Source organism: Actinoplanes sp. GCM10030250 (genome assembly GCF_042666575.1).
In the GTDB taxonomy this organism is placed as follows: domain Bacteria; phylum Actinomycetota; class Actinomycetes; order Mycobacteriales; family Micromonosporaceae; genus Actinoplanes.
Genome location: NZ_JBHTDO010000063.1, coordinates 1 through 22322, shown reverse-complemented (window position 1 = coordinate 22322; position 22322 = coordinate 1). Strand labels below are relative to the sequence as shown.

Annotated in this window: 22 protein-coding genes; 7 read left to right on the top strand and 15 right to left on the bottom strand. The window is 70.5% G+C overall.

Annotated features, from left to right (window positions below; genetic code table 11):
- Window positions 1–50: 50 nt before the first annotated feature.
- The 4 genes from ACFQV6_RS42895 to ACFQV6_RS42880 all read right to left on the bottom strand — a co-directional run bounded on the left by ACFQV6_RS42895 (window position 51) and on the right by ACFQV6_RS42880 (window position 3168).
- The gene (locus tag ACFQV6_RS42895; protein WP_378033488.1) at window positions 51–968 is read right to left on the bottom strand and encodes a septum formation family protein; all 918 of its coding nucleotides are present in this window, start codon (window positions 966–968) and stop codon (window positions 51–53) included.
- An 84-nt stretch (window positions 969–1052) separates the two neighbouring features.
- Entirely contained in the window at window positions 1053–1481 is a 429-nt protein-coding gene (panD, locus tag ACFQV6_RS42890; protein WP_378033487.1) for an aspartate 1-decarboxylase, read from the bottom strand.
- On the bottom strand, window positions 1481–2314 hold the full coding sequence (panC, locus tag ACFQV6_RS42885; protein WP_378033486.1) for a pantoate--beta-alanine ligase: 834 nt from the start codon (window positions 2312–2314) through the stop codon (window positions 1481–1483). The genes panD and panC overlap by 1 nt, the downstream gene beginning before the upstream one ends.
- On the bottom strand, window positions 2311–3168 hold the full coding sequence (locus ACFQV6_RS42880) for a Rossmann-like and DUF2520 domain-containing protein (RefSeq protein ID WP_378033485.1): 858 nt from the start codon (window positions 3166–3168) through the stop codon (window positions 2311–2313). The genes panC and ACFQV6_RS42880 overlap by 4 nt, the downstream gene beginning before the upstream one ends.
- 147 nt (window positions 3169–3315) lie before the next feature.
- Here ACFQV6_RS42880 and ACFQV6_RS42875 point away from each other — a divergent pair, with 147 nt between their 5' ends.
- A complete protein-coding gene (locus ACFQV6_RS42875) occupies window positions 3316–4290 on the top strand; it encodes an SAM-dependent methyltransferase (RefSeq protein WP_378033484.1) in 975 nt (324 codons plus the stop codon).
- A gap of 82 nt (window positions 4291–4372) precedes the next feature.
- On the top strand, window positions 4373–5497 hold the full coding sequence (locus tag ACFQV6_RS42870) for an NADH-quinone oxidoreductase subunit D (RefSeq protein ID WP_378033495.1): 1125 nt from the start codon (window positions 4373–4375) through the stop codon (window positions 5495–5497).
- Between the two features lie 7 nt (window positions 5498–5504).
- On the opposite strand, the gene ACFQV6_RS42865 is transcribed toward ACFQV6_RS42870, so the two are convergent.
- Window positions 5505–6515 carry an aldo/keto reductase gene (locus ACFQV6_RS42865; protein ID WP_378033483.1) on the bottom strand — a complete coding sequence of 337 codons (1011 nt, stop codon included), beginning with the start codon at window positions 6513–6515 and terminating at the stop codon, window positions 5505–5507.
- Window positions 6516–6635: 120 nt separating this feature from the next.
- On the opposite strand from ACFQV6_RS42865, the gene ACFQV6_RS42860 reads away from it, so the two are divergent.
- Entirely contained in the window at window positions 6636–7478 is an 843-nt protein-coding gene (locus tag ACFQV6_RS42860; RefSeq protein ID WP_378033482.1) for a helix-turn-helix transcriptional regulator, read from the top strand.
- A gap of 126 nt (window positions 7479–7604) precedes the next feature.
- Here the strand turns inward: ACFQV6_RS42860 and ACFQV6_RS42855 are convergent, their stop codons facing one another.
- From ACFQV6_RS42855 to ACFQV6_RS42840, 4 genes are all read right to left on the bottom strand, one after another.
- On the bottom strand, window positions 7605–9425 hold the full coding sequence (locus tag ACFQV6_RS42855; RefSeq protein ID WP_378033481.1) for a hypothetical protein: 1821 nt from the start codon (window positions 9423–9425) through the stop codon (window positions 7605–7607).
- Between the two features lie 261 nt (window positions 9426–9686).
- Window positions 9687–10688 carry a glycine betaine ABC transporter substrate-binding protein gene (locus tag ACFQV6_RS42850; protein WP_378033480.1) on the bottom strand — a complete coding sequence of 334 codons (1002 nt, stop codon included), beginning with the start codon at window positions 10686–10688 and terminating at the stop codon, window positions 9687–9689.
- Window positions 10689–10828: 140 nt separating this feature from the next.
- Window positions 10829–11545: an ABC transporter permease gene (locus ACFQV6_RS42845; protein ID WP_378033479.1), complete on the bottom strand. Its 717-nt coding sequence runs from the start codon at window positions 11543–11545 to the stop codon at window positions 10829–10831.
- Window positions 11542–12264, bottom strand: coding sequence for an ABC transporter permease (locus ACFQV6_RS42840; protein ID WP_378033478.1), 723 nt, complete (start codon window positions 12262–12264; stop codon window positions 11542–11544). Before ACFQV6_RS42840 ends, ACFQV6_RS42845 begins: the two co-directional genes overlap by 4 nt.
- 2 nt (window positions 12265–12266) lie before the next feature.
- Between ACFQV6_RS42840 and ACFQV6_RS42835 the strand changes: the two genes are divergently transcribed.
- Window positions 12267–13232, top strand: coding sequence for an ABC transporter ATP-binding protein (locus ACFQV6_RS42835; RefSeq protein ID WP_378033477.1), 966 nt, complete (start codon window positions 12267–12269; stop codon window positions 13230–13232).
- A 3-nt stretch (window positions 13233–13235) separates the two neighbouring features.
- On the opposite strand, the gene ACFQV6_RS42830 is transcribed toward ACFQV6_RS42835, so the two are convergent.
- From ACFQV6_RS42830 to folP, 6 genes are all read right to left on the bottom strand, one after another.
- Window positions 13236–13727, bottom strand: coding sequence for a hypothetical protein (locus ACFQV6_RS42830; RefSeq protein WP_378033476.1), 492 nt, complete (start codon window positions 13725–13727; stop codon window positions 13236–13238).
- A gap of 44 nt (window positions 13728–13771) precedes the next feature.
- Window positions 13772–14056 (bottom strand): hypothetical protein, encoded by a 285-nt coding sequence (locus ACFQV6_RS42825; RefSeq protein WP_378033475.1) that lies wholly within the window; start codon window positions 14054–14056, stop codon window positions 13772–13774.
- Between the two features lie 14 nt (window positions 14057–14070).
- Window positions 14071–15309, bottom strand: a complete 1239-nt coding sequence (locus ACFQV6_RS42820; RefSeq protein ID WP_378033474.1) for an ABC transporter permease — start codon at window positions 15307–15309, stop codon at window positions 14071–14073.
- A 126-nt stretch (window positions 15310–15435) separates the two neighbouring features.
- Complete coding sequence (locus tag ACFQV6_RS42815; protein ID WP_378033473.1) at window positions 15436–15951, bottom strand: DUF3180 domain-containing protein; 516 nt, start codon at window positions 15949–15951, stop codon at window positions 15436–15438.
- Entirely contained in the window at window positions 15948–16475 is a 528-nt protein-coding gene (gene folK, locus ACFQV6_RS42810; protein WP_378033472.1) for a 2-amino-4-hydroxy-6-hydroxymethyldihydropteridine diphosphokinase, read from the bottom strand. The genes ACFQV6_RS42815 and folK overlap by 4 nt, the downstream gene beginning before the upstream one ends.
- Window positions 16472–17698: a dihydropteroate synthase gene (gene folP, locus ACFQV6_RS42805; protein WP_378033494.1), complete on the bottom strand. Its 1227-nt coding sequence runs from the start codon at window positions 17696–17698 to the stop codon at window positions 16472–16474. Before folP ends, folK begins: the two co-directional genes overlap by 4 nt.
- Window positions 17699–18072: 374 nt before the next feature.
- Here folP and ACFQV6_RS42800 point away from each other — a divergent pair, with 374 nt between their 5' ends.
- Genes ACFQV6_RS42800 through ACFQV6_RS42790 form a run of 3 tightly spaced genes read left to right on the top strand, consistent with a single transcriptional unit; the run spans window position 18073 to window position 22043 of the window.
- A complete protein-coding gene (locus ACFQV6_RS42800; RefSeq protein ID WP_378033471.1) occupies window positions 18073–18336 on the top strand; it encodes a hypothetical protein in 264 nt (87 codons plus the stop codon).
- Window position 18337: 1 nt separating this feature from the next.
- The gene (locus ACFQV6_RS42795; RefSeq protein WP_378033470.1) at window positions 18338–18700 is read left to right on the top strand and encodes a hypothetical protein; all 363 of its coding nucleotides are present in this window, start codon (window positions 18338–18340) and stop codon (window positions 18698–18700) included.
- Window positions 18701–18737: 37 nt separating this feature from the next.
- Window positions 18738–22043 (top strand): ATP-binding protein, encoded by a 3306-nt coding sequence (locus ACFQV6_RS42790; protein WP_378033469.1) that lies wholly within the window; start codon window positions 18738–18740, stop codon window positions 22041–22043.
- The last annotated feature ends 279 nt before the right edge of the window (window positions 22044–22322 follow it).

The following is a 22322-nucleotide window of genomic DNA, read 5'->3' as shown; positions in this document are numbered from 1 at the left end:
ACTCCGCGCCCGCGGATCGGTCGCGGCGGGGGGACCATCAGTGGTCACCGTTACTTGTACTGGACCGGAAGGGCCTTGGTCCCCTTGCCCTTGAGCGACGTGGTCAGCGCGGCGCCGTCCAGCCAGAGATAGCAGCGCACGCTGTGGTCGCCCTGCGCCCAGACGTCGGTGTTGCCGGGCAGCGACACCACGCCGGTGCGGTACCGGAGGTCGCCGTCGTCCGGCACGCCCGCGAACTTCGCCACCAGGCTGCGGCAGCCGGTGTGGAACTCCTCCCAGGTCGTGTCGCCCTTGGGGTAGGAGGCCTTGGCCGGCGCGTTCCAGATGCCGACGAACTCCGCGTTGTGCTTCTCGGTGCAGTCGGCCGGCGGCATGGTGTCGATCGCGCCGGAGTCGTCCATCACGATCGCGTAGCAGGACAGCATCAGCTCGGACGTCCCGCCGGCGAGGGCGCCGCGCAGGCTGCCCTCGCGCTGGGTGAGCGCGCCGTCGTCCTCGATCGAGTCGAGCTCGACAACCTCGCAGCGGAACCAGCGGGCACCACCGGTCCAGGCGGCCGGCGACGGGTGGGTGACGCCGATCCAGAGCCGGGCTTCGCGCCACGGCCCGCCGACATAGTCGGTGGTCTTGCCGTCGCAGGTCTCGTACGCCGCACGGGCACCGGCCGAGGCGTTGCCGGGCGGTTCGGGAGCGTCCGAGGCGGGCGCCGGGTACTCGCCGACGAAGACCGTCTCGGTCCGGTGCAGGACGTCGCAGTCCGCCTCCTCGTAGGTGGACCGCGGACCGGCGACGGCGAAGTTGGCGAGGTGACAGGTTCCGGCCTTCGGCAGGAAACTCGTCGCCGGCGCCATCGCGCCCCAGTTGTCGGTCAGATCGCCGTCGACGTCGCTACCGCTGCCGCATCCCCCGAGCAGCAGGACCACGCTTGTGGCGGCCAGCCCCCACCGGGTACGCAACCGGTGTCGCATGAACCCCCGCCTCCCACACGCCGCCGGTGTCCGATTTATCGATCATATGATGATCTGTTCGAATGCCGGCGGCGTTCCGGAAAGTCAGCGGGCGCTCAGCGTGAGGTCACCCCTAACCAGGTCATCCGCCATTCCGGCGACCGCTTCGGCCGGGTCCGCGCCCAGCTCGATGATCCGGTTGCCGGCGTCGACATGCACCACCCGAGGCCGGTAGGAGCGAGCCTCAGCGTTGTCCATCTGCGCATACGAGATGAGGATGACCAGGTCACCCGGGTGCACCAGGTGCGCGGCGGCACCGTTGATGCCGATCACGCCGCTGCCGCGCTCCCCCGGGATCACGTAGGTCTCCAGCCGCGCCCCGTTCGTCACGTCGACGATCGCCACCTGCTCACCCGGAAGCAGATCGGCCGCCTCCAGCAGGTCGAGATCGACGGTGACGGACCCGACGTAGTGCAGGTCGGCCTGCGTGACGGTGGCACGGTGGATCTTCGACTTCAGCATGGTGCGGAACATCAGGCGCCCTTCTGGAGGCGGAGCGGGACGTTGTCGATCAGTCGGGTGGAGCCGACCCTGGCGGCCACGAGCAGGCGGGCGTCGCCCTCCGCCGGGACCGGACCGAGATCAGGTCCGGTCAGCGCGAGGTAGTCCACCCGTACCGCGGGCTCTTCCGCCAAGATCTTGTCGGCGACGGCCAGGACCAACTCGGGGTCGTCCTGCGCGGCGCCCTCGCGCAGAGCGCGAGAAAGTGCGAGCGCGGCCCGGCGGTCCTCCGGCGACAGGAATCGGTTGCGGCTCGACAGAGCAAGACCATCAATCTCGCGTACGGTCGAAACGCCCACGATCTCGACACCGAGCTCCAGATCGGTGACCATCCGGCGGATCAGGGCCAGCTGCTGGAAGTCCTTCTCCCCGAAGTACGCGATGTCGGCACGGGTCAGCATCAGCAGCTTCTCGACGACCGTGAGCATCCCGGAGAAGTGGCCGGGGCGGCTCGCGCCCTCCAGCACCTCGCCGAGCGGCCCCGGATGCATCGTGATCGACGGCGCCCCACCCGGGTAGACGTCGTCGCGTCCCGGCGCGAAGACCACCGCGACGCCCTCCTCGGCACAGGCCGCGACGTCGCTCTCCAGGGTCCGCGGGTACTTCTCGAAGTCCTCGCCCGGACCGAACTGCAGCGGGTTCACGAAGATCGTCACCAGCACGAACGCGGACCGCTTCCGGGCCTCGCGCATCAGCTGCCGATGCCCCTCGTGCAGCGCGCCCATGGTCATCACCACGGCGACCTGATCCTGCGCCAGGTCCAGGACGGAAGCCAGCTCAGCGCGGGTGTGCACAAGAGAGGTCACGCCGTCTCCCTCATCGAGATGCGGGCAAGGACGTCCATCAGGGCTGTCGCGTCCTGGGGACGGAGGCGGCCGGAGGCGATCGCCCGGTCCGCGGTCCGGCGGGCCATCGCCAGGTAGGCCGGTACCGCGTCGGCAGGCATCCGGTTCAGGTGCTTGGCGACCGTGCCCGCGTCACCACGGGAGACCGGGCCGGTCAGAGCCGCGTCGCCCATCCGCAGCGCGTTGTCGAGCGCGGCCGTCAGCAGCGGCTCCAGCACCCTCCGCGGCTCGCCCACGCCCGCCGAGCGCAGCAGGTCGGCGGCCTCGTTGACGAGCGTGACCAGGTGGTTCGCGCCGTGTGCCAGGGCCGCGTGATAGAGCGGCCGGGAGTCCTCGGCCACCCACTCCGGTACGCCGCCCAGGTCGGCGACGAGCCGGGTGGCGAATGCCCGGTCCGGCGTGGTGACACCCCAGGCGATACCGGGCAGCCGGTCCAGGTCGGAGTCCGCGCCGGTGAAGGTCATCGCGGGGTGCAGGGCCATGCCCTTCACATCGCCCAGAACGGCGAGTCCGTGAGCCCCTGAGGTGTGCGCCACCACCTGACCGGCGCGCAGGGCACCGGTCCGGTTCAGGCCGGCCACCACGCTCGCCAGGACGTCGTCCGGTACCGCGAGCAGCAGCAGGCCGGAGCCGGCGCGGGCGACCTCGTCAGCGGGGAGGATCGCGGCGTCCGGCAGCAGGCGCGCGGCCCGCTCGCGGGAGGCGGCGGAGACGGCGGCGGCGGCCACCACCCGGTGCCCGGCCGAGCCCAGGGCCGCACCGAGCACGGCACCCACCCGGCCGGCGCCGATGACGCCGACGGTCAAAGCGTTCATCTATGGATCCAGTCCTCTAGATCGGGGTACCGGTCGAGCGCCAGTATGCTCCGCGGCGACATGCCGGTAGCAACCCTTAGTGAAGAACTGCACCTCGTCCGTTCGGCCGACCCCGGCGGCGGCTGAGCCGAGCCTTAACCTGGCCGCATGACGGCGATCGGCTGGCGGCTCGCGATGCAGGCGGCTCTCTACTCCCCGGACGGCTTCTTCGTCCGGCCGGGCAACACACCGGCCGATCACTTCCGGACCAGCGTGCACGCCTCCCCGCTCTTCGCCGGCGCCCTGCTGCGGCTGGTCGAGCGGGTTGACGCCGCCCTCGGCCACCCGAAGGCGTTCGATCTGGTGGACGTCGGCGCCGGCCGCGGCGAGTTGCTCACCACGCTGCTCGCCCTGCTCCCGGACGACCTCGGCCGGCGGGTCCGGCCGGTCGCCGTGGAGGTGGTGCCCCGCCCGGACGGGCTGGACCCGGCGATCCGCTGGCAGCGCGACGTGCCGGAGAACCTGACCGGGCTGCTCGTCGCCACCGAGTGGCTGGACAACGTACCGCTGGACATCGTGGACACCGACGAGCACGGGCGGCTCCGCAAGGTGCTGGTGGACCGGGCGACCGGCACTGAGACGCTGGGTGCCGCCGCCGACCCGGCCGAGGTGTTCTGGCTGAGCCGCTGGTGGCCCGGCCCGGGGCGGATCGAGATCGGCTGGCCGCGGGACACCGCCTGGGCCGACGCGGTGGCCTCGGTGCGCCGTGGTGCGGCGCTCTGCGTCGACTACGGGCACCGGCGGCAGGAACGGCCGGTCCTCGGTTCCCTCACCGGGTTCCGGGGTGGACGGCAGGTCCCACCGGTTCCGGACGGCAGCTGCGACGTCACCGCACACGTGGCCATGGACGCGGTCGCGGCGGCGGCGGGTACGCCGTACCGGATGATCCGTCAGCGTGAGGCGCTCACAGCGCTCGGGGTCGACGGCGCCCGGCCACCGCTCACGCTGGCCCGCACTGATCCGAAGGGGTATGTCCGGGCGCTCTCGGCGGCCGGCGCCGCCGCCGAGCTGATCTCCTCGACCGGCCTGGGTGAGCATTGGTGGCTCTGGCACACCATCGGCGTCGAGGTGCCCCTGCTCTGACCCCGCGTGCGACGATGCTCCCGTGACCCATCCGACCGCCCCGCCCGCCGCCCTGAATCGGAATGAAGGCCTCCCCCGCGAGATGACGGTCGGGACCGGTGCAGGGCTCGACACCGCCGACATGGTCCTCAACATCGGACCGCAACACCCCTCCACACACGGTGTGCTCCGGCTCAAGCTCACGCTGGACGGCGAACGGGTCACCTCCTGCGAACCGATCGTCGGCTACATGCACCGGGGCGCGGAGAAGCTCTTCGAGGTCCGCGACTACCGGCAGATCATCATGCTGGCCAACCGGCACGACTGGCTGTCGGCCTTCTCCAACGAGCTCGGCGTGGTGCTCGCCGTCGAACGCCTGATGGGCATCGAGGTTCCGGAGCGCGCGGTCTGGCTGCGGATGGCCCTGGCCGAGCTGAACCGGGTGCTCAACCACCTGATGTTCCTCGGTTCCTACCCGCTCGAGATCGGCGCGATCACGCCGATGTTCTACGCGTTCCGCGAGCGGGAGACGCTGCAGGCGGTCATGGAGGAGGTCTCCGGCGGCCGGATCCACTACATGTTCAACCGGGTGGGCGGCCTGAAGGAGGAGGTTCCGGCCGGGTGGACCGGGCGGGCCCGGCAGGCGGTCGCCGCGGTGCGACGCCGGATGCCGGACCTTGACAAGATCATCCACAAGAACGACATCTTCCTGGCGCGCACCGTCGGCGTCGGCGTGCTGAGCGCGCAGGAGGCAGCCGCCTACGGCGCCTCAGGACCGGTGGCCCGGGCGAGCGGTCTGGATTTTGACGTACGGCGTGACGAGCCCTACCTCTTCTACGACCAGTTGACGGTGCCGGTCGTGACACGGACAGCGGGTGACTGTCACGCCCGGTTCGAGGTCCTGCTGGAGCAGGCGTACGTGTCGCTGGACCTGGTCGACGAGTGCTTGAACCGGGTGGACCGGATCAGCGGGCCGGTCAACGTGCGACTGCCCAAGGTGGTCAAGGCGCCGGAGGGGCACACCTATGCGTGGACCGAGAACCCGCTCGGGGTCAACGGGTACTACCTGGTCTCCCGCGGTGAGAAGACACCGTGGCGGCTCAAGTTGCGGACCGCTTCCTACGCGAACGTCCAAGCTCTCGCGACGCTGATCCCGGGCTGCCTGGTGCCGGACCTGATCGCGATCCTCGGCTCGATGTTCTTCGTCGTCGGAGACATCGACAAGTAGCGGATCCTCAGTTTCCGACGCCCAGGCCGGCCATGAACGCGGACGGGTAGCGGTCGCCGCGCGCCGAGCCCACCGGAACCGCCTTCTCGATCTCGGCGAGGTCGTCGGCGGTGAGGTCCACCTCGACCGCGGGCAGCGCCTCGGCCAGCCGCTCCCGGGTACGGGCACCGACCAGCGGCACGATGTCGTCACCCTGCGCGGCAACCCAGGCGATGGCCAGCTGCGCCACCGTGCAGTCCTTCTCCCGCGCTACCCGGCGCAGCGCCTCCACGAGCGTGAGGTTGTGCTCCACGTTGCCCTGGGAGAAGCGGGGGTGGACGCCGCGGGCATCACCCGGGGCCGACTGCCCGGCGGACCAGTGCCCCGAGATCAGGCCGCGGCCGAGTACACCGTACGCGGTCAGCCCGATCCCGAGTTCCCGCAGTGTGGGCAGCACCTCGGCCTCTACGGCACGGGAGATCAGCGAGTACTCGATCTGGAGGTCGGAGATCGGGTGTACGGCGTGCGCCCGCCGGATCGTCGCCGCGTCCACCTCCGAGAGGCCGATGTGCCGTACATGACCGGCGTCGACCATCTCCTTGATCGCGCCCACCGTCTCCTCGATCGGCACCTTCGGGTCCAGCCGCGCCGGGCGGTAGACGTCGATGTGGTCGACACCCAGCCGGGTCAGCGAATACGCCAGGAAGTTCCGCACCGCCTCCGGCCTGCCGTCCTGCCCGCCGAAGCGGGGTCCCGGCCCGCGCAGCACGCCGAACTTGACGCTCAACCGGTAGCTGTCCCGGTCCCGTCCCCGCAGCGCCTCGGCGAGCAGCAGCTCGTTGTGGCCCATGGCGTAGAAATCGCCGGTGTCGAGAAGCGTGACACCGGCCTCCAGGGCGGCGTGCACTGTCGCGATGCTCTCCGCCCGGTCCGGCGTGCCGTAGGCGCCGGGCGACATGCCCATCGCGCCCAGCCCCAGCTCGGAGACGGCCGGGCCGGTGCGGCCCAAAGTGCGTGTCCTCATCGTGTCGCCCTTCATCGTGCTCTCCTTCGGTCTGCCCACCACGATGCGCTCGTGTCACGGTGTGCGGGAGCGGAGCGCTTATCGTGGGAGAGCGACTCCCTGTCTCCCCCGGCCGCGCCGCGGGACCATGGGGACATGCAGCGTGCCGAGCTCGCCGACTTCCTGCGCCGCCGCCGCGAGGCGATCCGCCCCGCCGAGGCCGGCATCACTGAGGGCCCTCGCCGCCGCACCACCGGCCTGCGCCGCGAGGAGGTGGCGATGCTCGCCGGCATGTCAGTCGACTACGTGGTCCGCCTCGAACAGGGCCGCAGCAGCCAGCCCTCCACCCAGCTGCTCAGCGCGCTGGCCCGGGCCCTGCGCCTCTCCGACGACGAACGCACCCACCTGTTCCACCTGGCCGGCCACCAGCCCCCGCCGGCCGAAGGGGTGGCCGCCCTGGCCCGCGCCGGCCTGCTGCGCATGCTCGACCTGCTCGACGGCACCGCCGCCCTGGTGATGTCCGACCTCGGCGAGGTCCTCGCCCAGAACCGGACCTCCCTGCTGTTGACGGGCGACCTCACCCGCTTCACCGGCTACCGGCGCTACGCCGCGTACCGCTGGTTCACCGACCCGGCCACCGCCGCCGCCCACCCCGGCGCGGATCGGGAGATACACACCCGCGCGCTGGTCGCCGACCTGCGCGCGGTCGCCGGCCGCCGCTCCGGCGACCCCACCGTCACCGCCCTGATCGAACGGCTCCAGGCCGAGAGTGCCGACTTCCGCACCCTCTGGGCCGAGCACCAAGTGAAGGTACGCCGCGCCGACCGCAAAACCCTCCTGCACCCGCGCGTCGGCCTGATGCTGATGGACTGCGAAACCCTGAACACCCCCGACCAGGGCCAGCAGCTGTTGGTCCTGACCCCGGCCGACGACGAGACCCGCGAGCGCCTGGCCCTCCTCCAGGTCCTGGGCACCCAGGAGTTCTCCCCCACCCCCTGAACCCCCCAGCTGGCTCCTAGGGGGGCCTCGCGCGGCTTCAAGCCCCACCCACGCCCAGCCGGCTCAACCCAGCTGGCTCCCAGCGCTGCTTCGCGCGCGCTGAGGCGCCGTGGGTGCTGCGGAGGTTCAGCGAGGGTCGTCGCGGTAGCCGCCGTACGTGGCGAAGTCGGCGAGGCTTCCGACGTTGGTGTCGTTGGCTGACGGGCGGTGCCGGCGGGCCTTGTACTCGGCGCCGTCACCCGGCTGGTCCGCCTTCTGGTAGGCACCGGAGTCGTACTCGTTCGCCGAGAAGCCGCCGGACTCGAAGACCTCCGCCGGGTAACCGCCGGGCTCGTAGCCCTCAGCCTCATAGGTGCCGGCCTCGTAGCCACCGGTCTCGTGAGCGCCCTGCTCGTAGTAGCCGCTCTCGGCCTGACCGGTGCGCTGGTCGTACTCCTCGAAGCCGTAGTCGTTCGCCCCGGCATACCCGTTGGCGGCACCGAAGTCGCCGTCCGGGGAGTCCGGCCGCCCGTACTGGGTTCCGGGCCGGACCGGCTGAGGACCACCGTGCGGGCCGGGTCCAGCCGGGCCGGAGTGCGGGCCTGAGCGGGGCGGTCCGGGCGGCGGGGCCGGTCGAGCCGCACCCGAGGGCGGGCCGGGTCGAGCCGCGCCGGTGGGCGGCCCTGGTCGAGCCGCGCCGGAGGGTGGGCCTGGTCGCACGGAGGCCGCCGCGCGGGCCGGAGCGGCACCGGGTGGCGGTACCGAGGCCGCACCCGAGGGGCGGACCTGGCCGGGAGCGGACGGCGGCACCGAGGCGGCGGCACGCGGACGAGGCACCGGACCGGAGTCGGAGGACGGAGCGACCGGCATGGAAGCCGGCCGGGCACCCGGTACACCGGATACCTGAGCCGAGCCCGTCATCGGCCCGGGAGCCGGTACCGAGGCCGCACCGGAAGCGTGCGGAACCCCCTGCGGGACTCGCCCACCCGGGACGGACGCTCGCCCACCCGTGCTACGACCGGGATTCGTGGGCCGCGCCGCCGGCGGCTCCGGTGACTCGTGGAACTGGGTGCCCGGGTGACCACTGCCCCCAGGGTGGTTGCTCACCCGAGTGCCGTACTCCCCGGAGCCGTAATCGCCGCCCTGCTCAAATCCGCCCGGCTCGAGGCTGCCCGACTCGAAGCTGCCCGGCTCGAAGCCCTCTTGCCCGTAGTCGTCGTCATAGCCGGTGGTGTCCTGGCTGTACCCGGCCGCGACGTCATAGCCCGGCTCACCGTCATAGCCCTGCCCACCGAAACCCTGCCCACCGTAAGCCGGCCCCTCGAACTTCGGCGCGCCGAAACCCTGGCTGTCGAACCCCTGGCTGTCGAACCCCGGCCCCGGGAAGTCCTGCTGATCAGCGAACCCGGACCCCGGCCCGAACCCAGGGTGCCCGTCCGCCCCGTACCCGAACTCCCCGCCCTCAGGCGCGTCCCCATAACCAGGCTCCCCAGCGGTCCCATAACCAGCCCCGTCGTCCGGGACGGCAAACACGGGAGCCAGCGGCTGCGCCGGCACATCGCTGGGCCCGAAGTCCTGCCCCGCGTAACCGGCATCCATCGGCGGTACCGCTGCCACCTGAGCGCGCCCCCCGGACGTGCGGGGTGTCAGCGGCCGCGGCGGCGGAGCCTGAGCCACGGACGCGACCGCCGCGAGTTCGGCCCGCATCTCCTTGCGGAGTGCTTCGACCTCCTCGGCGACGCGGTCCTCCACGTCCATACGCAGCAGCACCGGATCGTTGCGGATCAGCGTCGACGCACCGACCAGCACCACGCTGACCGCGACCAGCACCACCCCGAAGCGGACCGAGCTCGACCCACCGCCCACCAGGACGACCGCAGCCGCCAGCGGGGCGATGACCACTCCGGCCCAGAGAAGGCCACGGAGCAGCCGCGCGTTGTGTCCCGCTTGGGGGTCCCGTTCCGGCATGGGCGCAGATGTTACCGAGAGTGCGCCCCGGACGAAACGGCCGAGCACCGGGACGGCATACCGGTTCCCGATGCTCGGCCCGTCGGAGGATGCGCGGCCAGCGACAACCTGCCCCCGGCCGCTCCGAAATCAACCGCCGAATCAATCCGCCGGATCAGGCCAGCCGGGTCAACCCGCCGAATCAATCCGCCGGATCAGGCCAGCCGGGTCAACCCGCCGGATCAACCCGCCGGATCAGCCCAGCCGGATCAATCCGCCGAATCAACCCGCCGCGAGTGCGCCGTCCGAGCTGAAGACGAGGCCGACCGAGATGGTGCCCTGCTTCAGGCCGGTCTTGGTGAGCGGACCACCGGCGTCCAGCGTGGTGAAGCTGCCCGCCTGGAACGAGTACGTCTCGACCAGGCCCTGCTGGCACTTGGGCCGCTGCGGGCACTCCGCCGGACCGCCCAGCACCGTCGCCGTCCCGGAGCACTTGGCCGCCAGGTCGGAGAGGGTCTTCACGCTGTACTTGTCGGCGAACGCCTGGGTGGTGGCGAACGCGTTCTGGTCCTGCGCCGAGCTGGCCGCACCGAAGGCCAGGCCGGTCTTCTCACCGAGGGCCTTGAGGTTGGTGACGGTGGTGTTCAGGTCGGGCGACGACGGGTCCTTGGCGTCCTTGCCGTCGACCTTGCCGGCCAGGAAATACGCCAGGGTGGCCGCATACTCCGGGACGACCTGGATCTCGCCCTTCTCGAGGGCGGGCTCATAGAGCTCGCGGTTGCCGATCTGCTGGACCTTGACGGTGTAGCCCGCCGCGGTCAGCGCGATGCCGTAGAGCTCGCCGAGCGTGGCGCTCTCGCTGAAGTCGGCGGCACCGACGGTGATGTTGCCGCCCGGGCCCTTGGTGATGCCCGCGGCCAGGTTGCTCGTCGTGGCGAATTCCTGGGCCGCCGCCTTGGACGACTTGCGGTCGATGTCGACGGCCTTGTTCAGGTTGATCAGTTTGGTGGTGTCGAGAGCCTCCGACACCTTGTCGAGCGCGGCGATGAGCTCGGGCGTCGCTGCCTTCTTGTTGATGGCCGGGATGACGTTGTCGGTGTTCTGCAGCTGCTTGTCGTCGGTGAGCACCACGAGCGCGTCACCGGCGACCGGGGCACAGCCCTGGCCGCCTCCGGCAGCCGCGGAGGGCGGGGCCTCGGTGCCGGACGAACCGGCATCACCACAGCCGCTGAGGACGACGGCGACGGCGAGGACGCCGGCCGCCCGGAAAAGATGTCTGCGCATTACTGCCGCCTTCTGTGTCCCGGACGGCCACGTTGGCCGTGCCGCGTGTCCGACGGGCAGCCGACCTGCGATGCCCGTTCAAGTTTCTAGACATTCCTACCCGGTGGGTATGACAAGATCATCGTTCCGATGCCGGAGCGTTATCCGGCCGGGGCCGCCGCGGCCTGCGTACGCCTGCCTCTGACCCGAAGCGCAGGCGGTGTGACCAGGCGTTGGACCACCGCGAGCAGCCCTTCGACGAGCAGTGCGAGTAACGCCACAGCGATGCCGCCGGCGACGATCTGGCCTCCGCCGCCGTTGCTCATCCCGATGCCGAACCCGGCGCTGATGATCTGGCCGAGCCCACCGCCGTTGACGAACGCCGCCAGCGCCGCGGTGGCCACCACCTGCACCGACGCGGTACGCAGGCCGGCCGCCAGATAGGGCACGGCCAGCGGCAGCTCCACCTGGCGCAGCAGCTGCCCGCCGGACAGCCCCATCCCGCGGGCCGCGTCCCGGGTCTCCGGGTCAACCGAGCGCAACCCGGTGTACGCGTTGGCCAGCAGCGGCGGCACCGCGAACACGGCGAGGGCCACCACCACCGGCGGTTTGCCGAAGCCGAGCGGGGTGAGCGGCAGGATGGTCAGCAGTGCCAGGGTCGGGATGGCCAGGGTGAGGTTGGCGACCGTGAGCACGGCACCGCCACCCCGGCCGCGGTGCCCGAGCCAGATGCCGATCGGCCAGCCGATCGCGCACCCGAGCAGCACCGCCCAAAAGCTGATCACCAGATGCTCGCCGATCCGGTCCAGCAGGCCACCCGGGTTCGTCCAGTTGAGCGGGTCGTTGAACCAGACGAAGCCCTCTTGGAAGTAGTTCATGCCGCCCTCCCCCGGCTCCACGGCGTCAGCAGGCGGCCGAGCCCGGCCAGCATCAGGTCCAGGACCAGCGCCAGGGCGACGCAGAGGAGCGCGCCGGTCATGATCTGCGCCTTGTAGAAGTTGTTCCGGAAGCCACTCATGATCAGGTCACCGAGGCCGCCCTGACCGATCAGCGAGCCGACCGTGACCAGCGCCACAGTCGACACCGTCGCCAGCCGTACGCCGGTGACGATCCCGGGGAGCGCGAGCGGCAGCTCGACCCGCCACAGCCGGCCGAACCGCCCGTATCCCATGCCCGTCGCCGCCTCCAGGACCTCGGCGGGGACCTGGGTGAGCCCGGCCAGAGAGTTGCGGACGAGGACCAGCAGCGCGTACATGACGAGGGCGATCAGCACCGAACTGGTGTTCGTCGTGCCGACCAGCGGGGCCAGCAGGGCGAGAAGTGCCAGCGAAGGGATCGTGTAGAGAACGCCGGAGAGTGCGAGAATCGGCGCGGTCAGCGGTCTGATCCAGTAGGCGACGACAGCGAGGGGCAGTGCGACCACCAGGGCGATGAGGACCGTTCTCGCGGTCAGTCCGGCGTGGAAGCTGAGGGCGTCGCCGATCGCGTCGGCGTTCTCTCGGACGTACCGCCAGGAGAACCAGGGGTTCCCCGGGCCGTCATCGGCGGGGGCAGCGACCGGCGTCAAGAGCGCCGGACCCCACGACAGGAAGGGCATACGTGGACGCTACCTCTGCATCGATCACACTGGAGGACGTCGGCAAGGTGTACCCGGACGGCACCGCCGCCGTCTCCGGGTTCAGCCTCGAGGTGCGCGCCGGGGAGCTGGCCGTCCTGATCGGCCCGTCCGGCTCGGGCAAATCCACCATTCTTCGCATGATCAACCGCTTGATCGAGCCGACGAGCGGTGTGATCGCGATCGACGGGCGCAACGTGCTCCAGCAGGACCCGGTGGAACTGCGCCGGCAGATCGGCTACGTGATCCAGAATGTGGGACTCTTCCCGCACCACACCGTCCGTACCAACGTCGGCACCGTGCCGCGCCTGCTCGGCTGGGACCGTAAGCGGGTCGAGACCCGCTCCGACGAGCTCCTCGACCTGGTCGGGCTCGACCCCGCCCGGTACGGCAAGCGTTACCCGCACGAGCTCTCCGGCGGTCAGCGGCAGCGTGTCGGTGTTGCCCGGGCGCTCGCCGCGGACCCGCTGGTGCTGCTCATGGACGAGCCGTTCTCCGCGGTCGACCCGATCGTCCGGGGCCGGCTCCAGGAGGAGTTCCTCCGCCTGCAGGACGCGGTCCGCAAGACGATCGTGCTCGTCACCCACGACATCGACGAGGCCGTCCGGATGGGCGACCGGATCGCGGTGCTCGCCGAGGGCGGCCGCCTCCTGCAGTACGCGCCACCCGCCGAACTGCTGAGCAACCCGTCGTCGTCCGAGGTCAGCGACTTCGTCGGTGCCGACCGGGGCATCCGGCGCCTCGCCGTGACCCCGGTCCGCGACGTGATGGCCCCGTACGACGGCACGGCTGTTGACGGGGTGCCCTCCGTGGAGGCCGGCGCCACGCTGCACGACGCCCTCGCGGTGATGCTCACCGACAGCTGCGAAACCGTCCTGGTGATCGAGAACGGCCGCCCGGTGGGATCGGTGTCCCGGGCGGCCGTGTTCGAGGTGCCTGCGAAGGTGTGAGCCTCACCTGGTTCCGCGCCAGCCACCGAGCGTGGCGAGGCCGATGATCCAGCCGACGAAGAGCCCGTACTGGGCGCCGGAGCCGGCCGCCCGGAACGCACCCAGCAGGGACGGGTTGCTCAGGAAGAGCGTGGCGAGCAGGGCGGCGAACCCGCCCGCGAAGACGTACGCGGCCCAGCCGGCGAAGAACTGGCTGATCGTGCCGCGCGCCCTAGCCAGCTGGGAGCCGGGCAGGAGGTAGAGGAAGAGGAAGGTCAGCACCACCAGCAGGATCGCCTTGAGATCGCCGACGATCACGTCACGCAACGAGTCGTCGGTGTCGAAGCTCCAGTGCGGCCAGGCCAGCAGTTGCAGCCACCATCCACCGGCCGTTTCCGGGTCGGTGTTCTCCACAGCCCAGTCCGCGTACCAGGGGCTGCCGAAGACGAGTACGAGCACCAGGGCCGCGAGCGTGCCCGCGCCGGGTGCGGTCTTATATCGATTGCCGAGAGCCATGGCCCCGCTATTCCCAGCGGGGCGCTCATCTCAAACGACGGTTGTCACTGCCTGCCCAGGTAGTCGATGAAGGCGGCCCGCAGCAGCGGCTCCTGCTCACCCAGATCGCGACCGTCCAGCTCACGGAAGAGGGCGACGGCCTCGTCGACCGTCGGTCCGATCGAGTTGGGCGCGCCGTCGAGGGAGGCGGCCTCGTCCGCATCCGGCAGGTGCTGGAGCACCGACCAGTAGAACTTGACGTCGTGGTGCTCGCGCGCCTTCGCGAAGGCGCGCTCACGCAGCACCTCGGTGGGCAGGGCGTCCAGTTCAGCGAAGCTGGGCGTGGTCATTGACGAAGCATAGATCAGCGCGTTGCGCCCCACGGGCCGTCGTCCCAACGGTCGCTGGGCGCGGCCGGTGTGGCCGGGGCGTTCCACGTCTCCGGTGAGGCCGGCGACCAGTTCGCGGCGGCGCTGGAGGGTGCGGCGTTCCACTCCACGGCGGTGCCGCCGGAGCCCAGGCTGCCGTAGGTCTCCACGAGCCGGGTGATGATCAGGCCGGCCACGACCAGGCTCGCGGCGATCGCGAAGAGCGCGATGTCGAGCTCACGCCGGTTCTCGTAGTCGAGGAAGAGGGTCAGCGCCGTCACCGCGAAGAGGGTGCCGAAGATGCCGCCGCGCCGGCCGTAGGCACTCGTGCCGGCGAGCATTGCCAGGCCCATCGCGATGCCGGTCCACTCCAGGCCGGTGCCCGGGACGATCGGGCCGGCCGACTGGGCGGCGAAGAGCACACCCGCGCCGACCGCGAAGACTGTGGACAGGACCATGGCGACCAGGACCGGTACGGCGGCCGCGGTGCCTCGCCGCCGGGCCGGATCGCCCGCTGGCCGCAGCCGCCCGAAGAAGCGGCGCACCGGGCCGATCGCGCCCAGCCCGCCACCGAGGACGGCCAGGATCGCGAACCCGCCGAAGAGCAGAAACGCCTTGCCGGTCGGGTCCCAGTCGCCCTGCACCACGATCGGCTCGACACGCAGCTGGATGAAGACGATCACGCCGAGCCCGGCGCCCAGGCTCACCGCCCAGCCCGGCACGTGCAGCACGGCGACCAGCAGGCCGGCCACCAGGCCACCGGCCGCACCGATGATCAGGGCCGGCACGAGGGCCTGGAGCACGCCCTTGTCGCTGTTCTCCGCATACTGCAGGGCGGCGGCCAGGGCGACCGGCCCGATCGCCAGGTTGGGCGCACCGGCACGCAGGCTCAGCCCGGCACCGAGGGTGAGCAGCCCGATCGCGGCGCCGGTGACCAGCAGCGAGTCGAGCGCCGGCCGCTGGAGAGCGCCGGAGTCCTCACGGAACAGGAAGAAGCCGAGAACGCCCGCGGCGACCAGCAGCACCACTTCCCAGCCGAGGTGGATGCCGAGCCGGTCGCGCCCGTCCTCCTCCGCCGCGGCGGGGAACGGCCCGGCGGTGACCGGGGCGCTGAGTGACTGATCGAGGGTCGAGCCGGCGGTGTCGTCATACTGAACGCGCCGCCGGTATGCGGCGGGATCGTTCGCTGCCTGATCGCCGCCGGGCCGGCGGAAGGTGGTCTCGTCGTAGGCCATGTCCGCGCCTCCTAACGCCTCCACGAGCGGTTCGAGGCGCACGCTACTCCGGCTTATGGCCGCCCGCCGCAAAGCATACGGATACGGGATGGCCTCAGTTCAGAGGCTAGATACCTTCGACAAGCATCAAAGTCGCCCAGACGGCCGGTCCGTGTCGTCATCCTGACGATCGGGCTGTTCCGGCACTCGGCACGCACGCTCCAGCCAGAGTGCGGCACCGATCAGAGCCAGCCCGGCGACGAGGCCGCCGGTGGTGGCCGGCACGTCCTCGCGGGCGGCCCGCGTCGGCTCCAGCAGCAGCCAGCCGAGCAGGCCCGCGGAGAACCCGGCGAAGATCGCGCCGACCAGCGAGGAGGCCTTGGCGAGGGCGACGTAGCGGGCGACCGCGAGCGGCTGGACCGGCAGGGCGCCGGGCTTGCGCTGGATCCGGGCGCTGGTGTTCTGGGCGAGCATGGCCTCGGCGACCGCCAGCACGGCGAGCACGAGCGCCGGCGTCCACGGCAGCTGGGGCAGGCGGGTATAGGTGAAGCTCAGCACCAGCCAGCCCACCGCGGCAGCCGCCAGCCCGGCCACCACGAGCACGGAGATGCTCGTGGGCCGAAGCGACGGGTCGGTCCGGCGGCCGTCCGGGTTGGCGCTCACGCCTTCGACTCTAGCGACAGATCCGGACAGGGGCTCATCGCGGCGACGTCGGCGGCGAGTTCCGGCGAGTTCAGCAGGTCGGTGAGCCAGCCGTGCCCGGGGAGCCGTCCGTGCGGATGCACATCGATCCACGGACGCAGCACGAAGGCCCGCAGGTGGGCGCGCGGGTGCGGCAGCGTCAGCAGGGGGTCGTCGCTGACGACCGCCGTACCGTCGGTCTCCCAAACCATGATCACATCGACGTCGAGCGTGCGCGGACCGAAGCGGCGGTCCGGGTCACGGACCCGGCCCTCAGCCGTCTCGCACGCCTGGGCGCGCTCCAGCCAGTGCCGCGGGGTCGCGGTCACGTCATCCACGATCACAACGGCGTTCAGGTACGGTGGCTGCCCGTCGTCGCCCCACGGAGGAGTCTCGTAAACCCCCGAGACGATCTGAACGCTCTCGCCCAGCAGATCGACCGCGGCCCGCAGATGCCCGGCCCGGTCACCGAGGTTGCTGCCGAGGGAGAGGACGGCCCGGGTCACTGACGACTCCGGCGCAGGGTGACCGCCACATCGGCGAACTCGTGCGGTATCGGAGCCTGCGGCTTGTGCACGGTGATCTCGGCCGCCGCCACCCGCGGGTCGGCGAGGCAGATGTCGAGCAGCCGGTCGGCGAGCCGTTCCAGCAGGCTCACCGGCTCGCCGGTGAGCACCTCGATCAGCCGGTCCGCCAACTCGCCGTAGTGCACGGTGTCGGCCACGTCGTCGGTCTCCGCGGCACGGCCCAGGTCCAGGTCGAGCCGGACGTCGACGACGAAGTCCTGACCCTGCTCGCGCTCGAAGTCGTAGACACCGTGCCGGCCCCGTGCCCGCAGGCCGGTGAGCGTGATCTGCCCGTTCACCCGTCCCTCCGCTGCTGCTCGGCGGCGGTCGTCATCCCGTACACCCTGATGTTGAATGTGATGTTGAATTTTCGGTGAGCCGGTGGCCCGCCAGACCGAAAGCGCATCCGCGGTCGCGCCCACCTCGTGCACCCTGACCCCCCACGCGCCGGCGGCGACCGCCAGCACAGACGTGGCGAGCGTGGCCGCCTCGCGGCCCGCCACCGGGCGCGGCGTCCCGTCCGGACCGGCCAGCAGATGACCGAGATAGGTCTTCCGGCTCGCTCCGAAGAGCACCGGGAAGCCCAGGCCGATGAGCACGTCGAGGTGAGCGCTGAGGGCCCAGTTGTGCTCGGCGCGCTTGGCGAAGCCCAGACCCGGGTCCAAAATGATTCTGCTGGGGTCGACGCCGCCGGCGACCGCCTCGTCAGCACGGGCCCGCAGTTCGTCGCGGACCTCCGTGACCACGTCCCGGTAATCGGCGAGTTTCTGCATGTCACGGGAGTGACCCCGCCAATGCATCAGCACCCAGGGACAGCGCGCGGCGGCCGCGACCGCCGCCATGCCCGGGTCGGCAAGCCCGCCCGAGACGTCGTTGATCACCACGGCACCGGCGGTGAGGGCGGCCTCCGCGACCGCGGCACGAGTGGTGTCGATGGAAACCGGTACGCCCTGGGCGAACAACCGCTCGATCACCGGAACCACCCGGGCGATCTCCGTCGCGGCGTCCACGCGTTCCGCGCCGGGCCTGGTGGACTCGCCGCCCACATCGATGACGTGCGCGCCCTGGCGAAAAAGTGCGATGCCATGGTGAACCGCGGCGTCGACGTCGGTGTATCTCCCACCGTCGGAGAACGAATCCGGCGTCACATTGAGGACGCCCATCACCACCGGGTGATCTCGCCGAAGCAACTCAGCGCCGCTGAGCTGCGCTTCCGTCGGCTTTGTCGGCACATTTGTCGGCACACACAAAGGGTACGGGGCGGCAGTCTTTCGAACACGTGTACGATGCCACGTGACTGAAATTCACGCACTCCTTCACCTTGAGTAACGAAACGGGCGCTTGTTGCTCGCAAGTACGAGCCGTACTCTTCGGAACTGGGCATCATGAAGTAACCGAAGAGAGCAGATGAGCATGGCAGTGCCCGAACGACTCACTCGACGTGGTGAGTCAGAGGTAGCACGATATGGGCGTTGCCGTACGGGTTCACCACTGCAGCGTGTCCGTACCCCCTTACCGGACACGGGGAGGTTTACCGATGATCGCCACTGAGCTCGCCATCCTGGCGGCGGAGCCATCAGGCAGCATCAACACCGAAGGAATCGTCACTTTCTTCGCGAGCAACATCGCACCGATCCTGCTCGCGATCCTCGGCGTGATCTTCATCGGCCGAGCCAGCCGTGGCGAGATCTCCAAGGTGCTCACCAGCTCGGCGATCGCGATCGTGGGCCTGGCGTTCATCGCCGGCGCCGCGACGCTCTTCTTCGTCGGCGAGTCGATCATCAAGCTGATCTTCAACTGAGATGCGGCTCCGGACCGACGACGACATCTACCGGGCCCGCCTTGTCTATCTGGGCCCGCCCGGATACACGCTGCCCGTCCACCTGCCCTATGCGCAGTACGGGATGTTCGTCGTGCTGGTCCCGCTCTTCATGTTCCTCCACTATCTGATCACGCTCGAGTTCGACCCGTTCCCGGCCTGGGAGATCGCCCTGGCCATGGTCACCACGTCGTACGTGTTCCGTCACGTCGACCCCGACCGGCCGGCTCGAGTCGTCATCCGCACCGCGCTCACCGACTGGCGCCGCACCCGCGAGCCGGCCGTGGAGCAACGCGATCCGAGACTTGTCGCCACTCGCATCCGGGTTCGGGAGGAGTTGGTATGACCAGTTGGACTGTCGTGCCTTTCGGTGGGGTCTCCGCATGACCGGAACTCCTCCGCACGGGCATCCCCGCGCGGATGCCTCGTCGACAGGCAGGCAAAGTAACGGTGTGCGCTCGAACAACTACTCACCGCCCGACCCGCTGGACGGCTCGGAAGAGCTCGTCACCGCGCCCGGACACGGTGGAGTAGGGGTGTTCCAGGCGCCGCAGCCGGTCCGTCCCCGCGGTGCGGCGGTGGACACCACGATGGACATCGACTCACCCTTCCTCGATCTCTTCGGTGGTACGACGGCTACCCGTCCGAGTGATCTTTATGCGAAGCCGGTGGAGTCCGAACCGGATCGTGGGTTCGGGATCAACGACCGGGCGCCGGCGCCTGGGCCTGCACCCGTCAATGGCAACGGGCATCGGGATGCCGGGCCGGTCGCTCTTGCTTTTCCTGAGCCGGTTTCCGCTGCTCCCGCCGCTACGCCGGTTTCCGCTGCTCCTGCTATCGCCCCTGCTCCGGTCGCTCCTGCGGCTCCGGTCGCTCCTGCGGCTCCTGTCGCTCCTGCGGCTCCTGTCGCTCCTGCGCCGGACGAGGATGACTGGAGTGAGTTCGACGAGTGGCCCACGTCGGCTCCGCTGCCCGCGCCCGCCGTTCCGCAGTGGCAGCAGCCCGCCCCGCTGCCCGTGCCGGTGCCGGAGAAAGCGCCCGCCAGGCGCAAGGAGAAGGCACCCGCCAAGCCGGAGAAGTCGAAGGCGATCAAGCGCAACGAGCCGAAGGCCGCCACGTCGATGCGGCCGCAGAAGCTCAAGTTCAACGACCGCGACCCGGCCATGGAGCTGGCGATCAGCGAGATCGCCGGGCACCTGACCTTCACACAGAGCACCGTCACCGCCTGGTACCAGCTGCCGGAAGTGCGGTGGGCGTTCCGGCCCGACGCGGAGCGCGAGGCACTGCTCAGCGCCATCTCCGAGCAGTACGCGGGACTCGCCGGATTCCGGCTGCACCTGCGCCGGACCACGCGCCCGTTCCCGGCCGACGAGTGGGCCCGCACTGTCGACTCGTTCACCGCCAAGCCACTCCCCGACGTGCACGGCGCGACCTCCTGGTCGAACCACCTGGTCGCGGCGCAGCGTCACCTGCTCTCGGTCAACCACGCCGAGGGCCAGACGTACCTGGGTGTGACCTTCGCCCGGCGCTCGCTCGGCGACACGTTCTCCGAGCGCATCCTGCGGGCCTTCGGCAAGGGCACGTCCGACAACGAGCGGCGCAAGCTCGGGCGTACGGTCGAGCAGTTCGACGAGGTGCTGAACGCCTTTGGTATGCGTGGCCGCCGCGTCACCCCGCAGGAGCTGGAGTGGCTGCTCTACCGCTCGGTGGCGCTCTGCATGGCACCGCCGGGCCTGCTCTCCCCCGTCTCCAACGGCCACTGGGAGACCGGTGACCTGCTGGCCCTCACCGAGCAGGTCGAGCGCTACCGCACCCCCTACGGCTCGACGGTGAAGCTGGTCAACCGGATGTCCGGCGAGGAGCGGCACGTCGCCGTCCTGTCGGTGGGCCGGATGGAGCCGCTGGAGATCCCGGAGAAGCACGAGCCGTGGATGCACTTCCACGAGCGGCTGCCCTGGCCGATGGAGCTCTCCTCCCGGATCGACATCCTCGGCTCGAACAGCTCCTTCAAGAACCTCGAGCACCGGCTCCGCATGATCCGCTCCCAGCAGCTGGACTACGCGGAGCACGGCATCGACGCACCCCCGGAGCTGGAACGCCTCGCCAAGCGCGCCCTGGTGATCGGCGACGAGATGACCACCGGCCTGCCCGTCGAGTCGGCCCGTGCGCACGGCTGGCACCGGATCGCCGTCGGCGGCGCCACCCGCGAGGAGTGCCTGGAGCGGGCCCGGCGGCTCATCCAGCTCTACTCCCGCGAGCTGCGCATCTCACTGCAACACCCGAAGAACCAGGACCAGCTGGCCCGGGAGTTCATCCCCGGCGAGCCGATCGCCAACACCGGATACGTACGCCGGATGCCGGTCAAACTGCTCGCGGCGGCGCTGCCCCAGGCCGCCTCCAACGTCGGTGACCGGCGTGGTGACCTGATCGGGCGTACCGCGGGGACCTGCCGCCGGCCGGTCTTCCTCGACCTGCACTTCCCCATGGAGGTGCGGGAACGCTCCGGCCTCGGCGTCTTCGTGGCCGAACCCGGCGGCGGCAAGTCGACGCTGATGGGCGCCCTCGGCTACCTGAACGCCCGCCGCGGCGTCCAGGTCACCCTGCTCGACCCGTCCGGCCCGCTCGCCCGGCTGGCCCAGATGCCGGAACTCCGGCCCTACTCACGGGTGCTGAACCTGACCGGGTCGGAACAGGGCACGCTGGCGCCGTACGCGTTGATCCCCACCCCGGTCCGCTCCGAGTTCTCCACCGGCCCCTCCGGCGACCGCGAATACGAGATCGCCGTCTCCAACGCCCGCGCCGAACGCCGCATGCTGGTCCAGGACATCTGCTCGATGCTGGTCCCGCCCCAGGTCGCCAAGGAGGCGTCCACAGCGACCCTGCTGCGCCACGCCGTCCGCCAGGTCCCGGCCGAGGAGACGTCGACGCTGGACGACGTCGTCCGCACCCTCCAGAGCCTGGACAACGACGAGGGCAAGGAACTGGCGAACCTGCTCCTCGACACCGCCGAGATGCCCCTGGCCCTCCTCTTCTTCGGCCACCCCCCGCAGCACCTCCTCGGCTCCGACGCCGCACTGACCGTCATCACCATGGCCGGCCTCCGCCTCCCCGACCTGAAGATCGAACGCGAGTACTGGTCCGCCGAGGAATCCCTCGCCCTCCCGATGCTGCACACCGCACACCGCCTGGCCGTCCGCCGCTGCTACGGCGGCTCGATGTCCTCCCGCAAAATGGTCGGCCTGGACGAGGCACACTTCATGGAAGGCTGGCGCTCCGGCCGCTCCTTCCTGGTCCGCCTGGCCCGCGACTCCCGCAAGTGGAACCTCGCCGCCCTGGTCGCCTCCCAGAACCCCCGCGACATCCTCGGCCTCGACGTCCAAAACCTGGTCTCCACCGTCTTCGTCGGCCGCATCGCCGAAGACCAGGAAATCGCCTCCGAAGCCCTCCGCCTCCTACGCGTCCCCGTCCACGACGGCTACGAGGCGACCCTGGCGTCCCTCTCCCAGGTCGACACCTCCTCCCAGCACCGCCTGGGCTTCCGAGAATTCGTGATGCGAGACGTCGACGGACGAGTCCAGAAGGTGAGAGTCGACGTGTCCTACGTCGAAGGCCTCCTCGAACACCTGGACACGACCCCGGGATCGCCACCCCAGACGGTGGTTCCCATCCCGTCCGAGCTGGAGGCCTGAAATGCTGCGGCGGGGGTTGGCACTTCTCACGACAATCTTCGTGATGGTGGTGGCTTCAATTGCCTGGGCGGTGGCGGCACCGGGCAGCGCCTTCGCTGCGGTGCCGGGCAAGGCGCCGAATAGGGCATGCAGCGTTGAAGAGTGGCAGCACGATATCCCTGGCTGTGTGCAGCGGTTGGCCAAGGTTGCAGATAAGCGGGCCCAATGAGCCTTTTCCAACCTGACGGTGCTGGTCACGGCAGGTGTGGGTGGCCGGTGTCGACATAGGACGAGACTCCC

Excerpts from the sequence above, each read along its gene's own strand:
- ACFQV6_RS42895 (WP_378033488.1), bottom strand. The coding sequence starts at position 968 with ATGCGACACCGGTTGCGTACCCGGTGGGGGCTGGCCGCCACAAGCGTG.
- panD (WP_378033487.1), bottom strand. The coding sequence starts at position 1,481 with ATGTTCCGCACCATGCTGAAGTCGAAGATCCACCGTGCCACCGTCACG.
- ACFQV6_RS42880 (WP_378033485.1), bottom strand. The coding sequence starts at position 3,168 with ATGAACGCTTTGACCGTCGGCGTCATCGGCGCCGGCCGGGTGGGTGCC.
- ACFQV6_RS42875 (WP_378033484.1), top strand. The coding sequence starts at position 3,316 with ATGACGGCGATCGGCTGGCGGCTCGCGATGCAGGCGGCTCTCTACTCC.
- ACFQV6_RS42870 (WP_378033495.1), top strand. The coding sequence starts at position 4,373 with ATGACGGTCGGGACCGGTGCAGGGCTCGACACCGCCGACATGGTCCTC.
- ACFQV6_RS42865 (WP_378033483.1), bottom strand. The coding sequence starts at position 6,515 with ATGAAGGGCGACACGATGAGGACACGCACTTTGGGCCGCACCGGCCCG.
- ACFQV6_RS42860 (WP_378033482.1), top strand. The coding sequence starts at position 6,636 with ATGCAGCGTGCCGAGCTCGCCGACTTCCTGCGCCGCCGCCGCGAGGCG.
- ACFQV6_RS42855 (WP_378033481.1), bottom strand. The coding sequence starts at position 9,425 with ATGCCGGAACGGGACCCCCAAGCGGGACACAACGCGCGGCTGCTCCGT.
- ACFQV6_RS42850 (WP_378033480.1), bottom strand. The coding sequence starts at position 10,688 with ATGCGCAGACATCTTTTCCGGGCGGCCGGCGTCCTCGCCGTCGCCGTC.
- ACFQV6_RS42845 (WP_378033479.1), bottom strand. The coding sequence starts at position 11,545 with ATGAACTACTTCCAAGAGGGCTTCGTCTGGTTCAACGACCCGCTCAAC.
- ACFQV6_RS42840 (WP_378033478.1), bottom strand. The coding sequence starts at position 12,264 with ATGCCCTTCCTGTCGTGGGGTCCGGCGCTCTTGACGCCGGTCGCTGCC.
- ACFQV6_RS42830 (WP_378033476.1), bottom strand. The coding sequence starts at position 13,727 with ATGGCTCTCGGCAATCGATATAAGACCGCACCCGGCGCGGGCACGCTC.
- ACFQV6_RS42825 (WP_378033475.1), bottom strand. The coding sequence starts at position 14,056 with ATGACCACGCCCAGCTTCGCTGAACTGGACGCCCTGCCCACCGAGGTG.
- ACFQV6_RS42820 (WP_378033474.1), bottom strand. The coding sequence starts at position 15,309 with ATGGCCTACGACGAGACCACCTTCCGCCGGCCCGGCGGCGATCAGGCA.
- folP (WP_378033494.1), bottom strand. The coding sequence starts at position 17,698 with ATGGGCGTCCTCAATGTGACGCCGGATTCGTTCTCCGACGGTGGGAGA.
- ACFQV6_RS42800 (WP_378033471.1), top strand. The coding sequence starts at position 18,073 with ATGATCGCCACTGAGCTCGCCATCCTGGCGGCGGAGCCATCAGGCAGC.
- ACFQV6_RS42795 (WP_378033470.1), top strand. The coding sequence starts at position 18,338 with ATGCGGCTCCGGACCGACGACGACATCTACCGGGCCCGCCTTGTCTAT.
- ACFQV6_RS42790 (WP_378033469.1), top strand. The coding sequence starts at position 18,738 with ATGACCGGAACTCCTCCGCACGGGCATCCCCGCGCGGATGCCTCGTCG.